This is a genomic window from Rhodosalinus sp., from assembly GCF_041685465.1.
Lineage (GTDB): Bacteria > Pseudomonadota > Alphaproteobacteria > Rhodobacterales > Rhodobacteraceae > Rhodosalinus.
Map to the genome: position 1 here is coordinate 1 of NZ_JAWLFS010000286.1, position 3,444 is coordinate 3,444.

The following is a 3,444-nucleotide window of genomic DNA, read 5'->3' on the forward strand; positions in this document are numbered from 1 at the left end:
TTTCGCCGGCGCGCCGCAGACGACCGAGTTCCGCAAGCTGCGCAAGCGCATCGTGCGCCAGACGCGCGAGGCGATCGAGCACTACGGCATGGTCGTGCCGGGCAGCGGGGCGGCCGAGGGCGGGCGCGGCGCGCGCTGGCTCGTCTGCCTCTCGGGCGGCAAGGACAGCTACACGCTCCTCGCGGTGCTGACGGAACTCAGGTGGCGCGGACTGCTGCCCGTGGAGATCCTCGCCTGCAATCTCGACCAGGGGCAGCCGGGCTTTCCGGCGACCGTCCTGCCCGAGTTCCTGAGCGCGCGCGGCGTGCCGCACCGGATCGAGTACCGGGACACCTACTCCGTCGTCACAGGGAAGGTGCCCGAGGGGCGGACCTATTGCGCGCTCTGCTCGCGGCTCCGCCGCGGGCATCTCTACCGGATCGCGCGGGAGGAAGGATGCAGCGCGGTGGTGCTCGGCCATCACCGCGACGACATCCTCGAGACCTTCTTCATGAATCTCTTCCACGGCGGGCGCCTCGCCACCATGCCGCCCAAGCTGGTGAACGACGAGGGCGATCTCCTGGTGCTGCGCCCGCTCGCCCATGTGGCGGAGGCGGACTGCGACCGCTTCGCGCGGGCGATGGGCTACCCGATCATCCCCTGCGATCTCTGCGGCAGTCAGGATGGGCTGCAACGCCAGCAGGTCAAGGCGATCCTCGACCAGTGGGAACAGAACAGCCCCGGCCGGCGACAGGTCATGTTCCGCGCGCTGATGAACGCGCGGCCCTCGCATCTGCTCGATCCGAACCTCTTCGACTTCGCCGGCCTCTCGGCGGCGGCAGCACCGGCCGGGACGGATTCGGCGGAAATACCCGCCTTGCGTTAACCCGAAACTCAGACATACGGCCTCAGGTTGCAGACCAGCGGCGAGGATCGCCGCATGCGTCAGCCTGGGGTCCGCGCCATGCCGTTTCAGTCCGCGTCTGCGCCCGCCGCCTTTCGCCGCCGTCTGCGGCGCGCGCTGGCCGAGCCGTCGCTTCTCGCCTTCATTCCCGCGCTGTCGCTCGCGGCTTTCTGGATGGGCGGAGAGGGCGCGCTGATCGCGACCGCGCTCGGTCTGCCCGCGCTCTTCGCGCTGGCCGGCGGCTTCGAGGGGGCGGCGCCCGACAGCGACCCGCGGCGCGACCCGGTCACCGGCCTCGCCGCGGCCGAGGCGCTGACGCCCGCGCTCGACGCGGCGCGCGAGCGCGCGGCGGGTGGCGGGCTTGGCACGGGATGCCTCCTGCTCGAAATCGACGACTTCGAGGAGCTTCGCGCGCGCCACGGGGCGGAGGCGGAGGAGCGGTTGCTGCGCGGCGCGGCGGACCGGTTGCGCGCGGCGTTGCGCGACGGCGACGCGATCGCCCGGCTGGCCGACGCGCGCTTCGGCGTCGCGCTTCACCCGGCACGCCGCCTCGACCTCGAGGCGGGCTTGCAGATTGCCGCCCGGCTGCAGCGCGCGGTGGAGGAGCCGGTCACCATCGACGGCGCCTCGGTCTATCTGACGGGATCGGTCGGCTTCGCGCTGTCGCGCCGTCTGCCGGAGGCGGACGGGCCGCGCCTGCTCCGCGCGGCGGCGGCGGCCCTCGCGGAGGCGCAAGCCGCCGGGCCCGCCTGCGTGCGCGCCCATTCGCCCGGGATGACGCAGACCCTGCCCGACCGCGCCGAGGTTGCCGACGCGGCCGCCGAAGCGCTGGAGGCCGGGCGCATCGTCCCGTGGTTTCAGCCGCAGGTCTGCACGGACACCGGGCGGATCACCGGTTTCGAGGCGCTCGCGCGCTGGATCCACCCCGAGCGCGGCCCGATTCCCCCGGCGGAGTTCCTGCCCGCGCTCGAGGAAGCGGGCCTGCTGGCCCGTCTCGGCGAGCATATGCTGCGCCAGTCGCTGAGCGCCCTCGCCGCCTGGGATCGCAGCGGGCTCGACGTGCCGAGCGTCGCCGTGAACCTTTCGGCCGCCGAGCTGCGCGACCCGACGCTTGCCGACCGAATCGCATGGGAGCTCGACCGCTTCGGCCTCGCGCCCGACCGCCTGACGCTCGAAGTGCTCGAAACGGTGATCGCCGGCGCGCCCGAGGACGTGACGGCGCGCAACGTGAACGCGCTCGCGGCGATGGGGTGCGGCATCGACCTCGACGATTTCGGCACGGGCCACGCGTCCTTCGCGGCGCTGAGGCGTTTCCGGGTGCGGCGCATCAAGATCGACCGCTCCTTCGTCACGAAATGCGACCGTGACCCGGACCAGCAGCGCCTGGTGACCGCTGTGCTCTCGATGGCCGATCAGCTCGGCCTCGCGACTCTGGGCGAAGGCGTCGAGACCGGCGGCGAGCACGCGTTGCTCGCGCAGCTCGGATGCGATCACGTGCAGGGCTTCGGCATCGCACGCCCGATGCCGTTCGACGACACCCCGGAATGGCTGGCACGCCACGCGATGAAGCTCGACGCACCGCCCCGAATCGGCCGCGGCGCAGGGTAAAACCGCGACCGCCCAGCGCGCGCCCCCCGCCGCCGCGAGCGAGCCGGTCCGGCCGGGCTGCCACCGCACATGCGGGACCGGATGCGGCGCCCGCGTGCTGCCGCCGGGGTCGCCCGGCCCCTGCACGCCCCGATGCGGGACGGTGCGAACCCGCCTTCCCCGAGCGCCCGGCGTCTCCGACGCATGCAGAGGCGTCATGCCGCAGCGGTGTCGCCATCGCCTGCGCCCGGCGTTCATCTTGTTTGTATGCTTATGTCTTGAACGGTCCACAGCGACGGCGTCACGGCACGTCCAGAGGCGCGGCCAGCTCCCGGGAAACCCTTTCTCTGAGGCCTCTGGCGCGTTAACGCCCTTAAACCACGCAGACCGGAGGAGCCCACCCGGATTGTTTGCATGGGTTCGACAAATTTCTTGCCCGGCACGGAAAGCTCTGCAACAGTTCCTCAAAAGATACGCGCGCCGACCACCGTCCGCCTGTGGCGGGGAACGGGCGCGCGACACAACAGGGAAGGAGGGCGCGACTTGGGCCACTATGTCCGTCCGAAGACGCTGCGCGACGCGGTCGCCACGCTTCAGGAACACCCGGGGATGCGAATCCTTGCCGGGGGCACCGACGTCTACCCGATGCTGGGCGAGGCCGTGCAGGACGCGGACCTCCTGGACATCACTGGCGTGGCCGCGCTGCGCGACATCACCTCGGGGCCCGACGGGCTTCGCATTGGCGCGCTCGCCACCTGGACCGACGTGCAGCGTGCCGATCTGGGGCCGGCATTCCATGCGCTGCAGGAGGCCGGGCGCGAGGTCGGCTCGCCCCAGATCCAGAACGCGGCGACCGTGGCGGGCAATATCTGCAATGCATCCCCGGCCGCGGACGGCACCGTGGCGCTGCTCGCGCTGGGCACCGAGGTCGAGATCGAGGGCCCCTCCGGCATGCGGCGGGTGGCGCTCGGCGA

The 3,444-nt window shown here is 72.1% G+C and carries 3 protein-coding genes; all 3 read left to right on the top strand.

The window, feature by feature from the left end:
* Positions 1 to 865, top strand: an 865-nt coding sequence (gene ttcA / locus ACESL7_RS14490) for a tRNA 2-thiocytidine(32) synthetase TtcA (RefSeq protein ID WP_372894010.1), incomplete at its 5' end; no start/stop codon positions are given.
* A gap of 54 nt (positions 866 to 919) precedes the next feature.
* On the top strand, positions 920 to 2,491 hold the full coding sequence (locus ACESL7_RS14495) for a putative bifunctional diguanylate cyclase/phosphodiesterase (protein WP_372894011.1): 1,572 nt from the start codon (positions 920 to 922) through the stop codon (positions 2,489 to 2,491).
* Between the two features lie 522 nt (positions 2,492 to 3,013).
* The coding region (locus ACESL7_RS14500) for an FAD binding domain-containing protein (protein ID WP_372894012.1) at positions 3,014 to 3,444 on the top strand (431 nt) is incomplete at its 3' end.

Excerpts from the sequence above, each read along its gene's own strand:
- ACESL7_RS14495 (WP_372894011.1), top strand. The coding sequence starts at position 920 with ATGCGTCAGCCTGGGGTCCGCGCCATGCCGTTTCAGTCCGCGTCTGCG.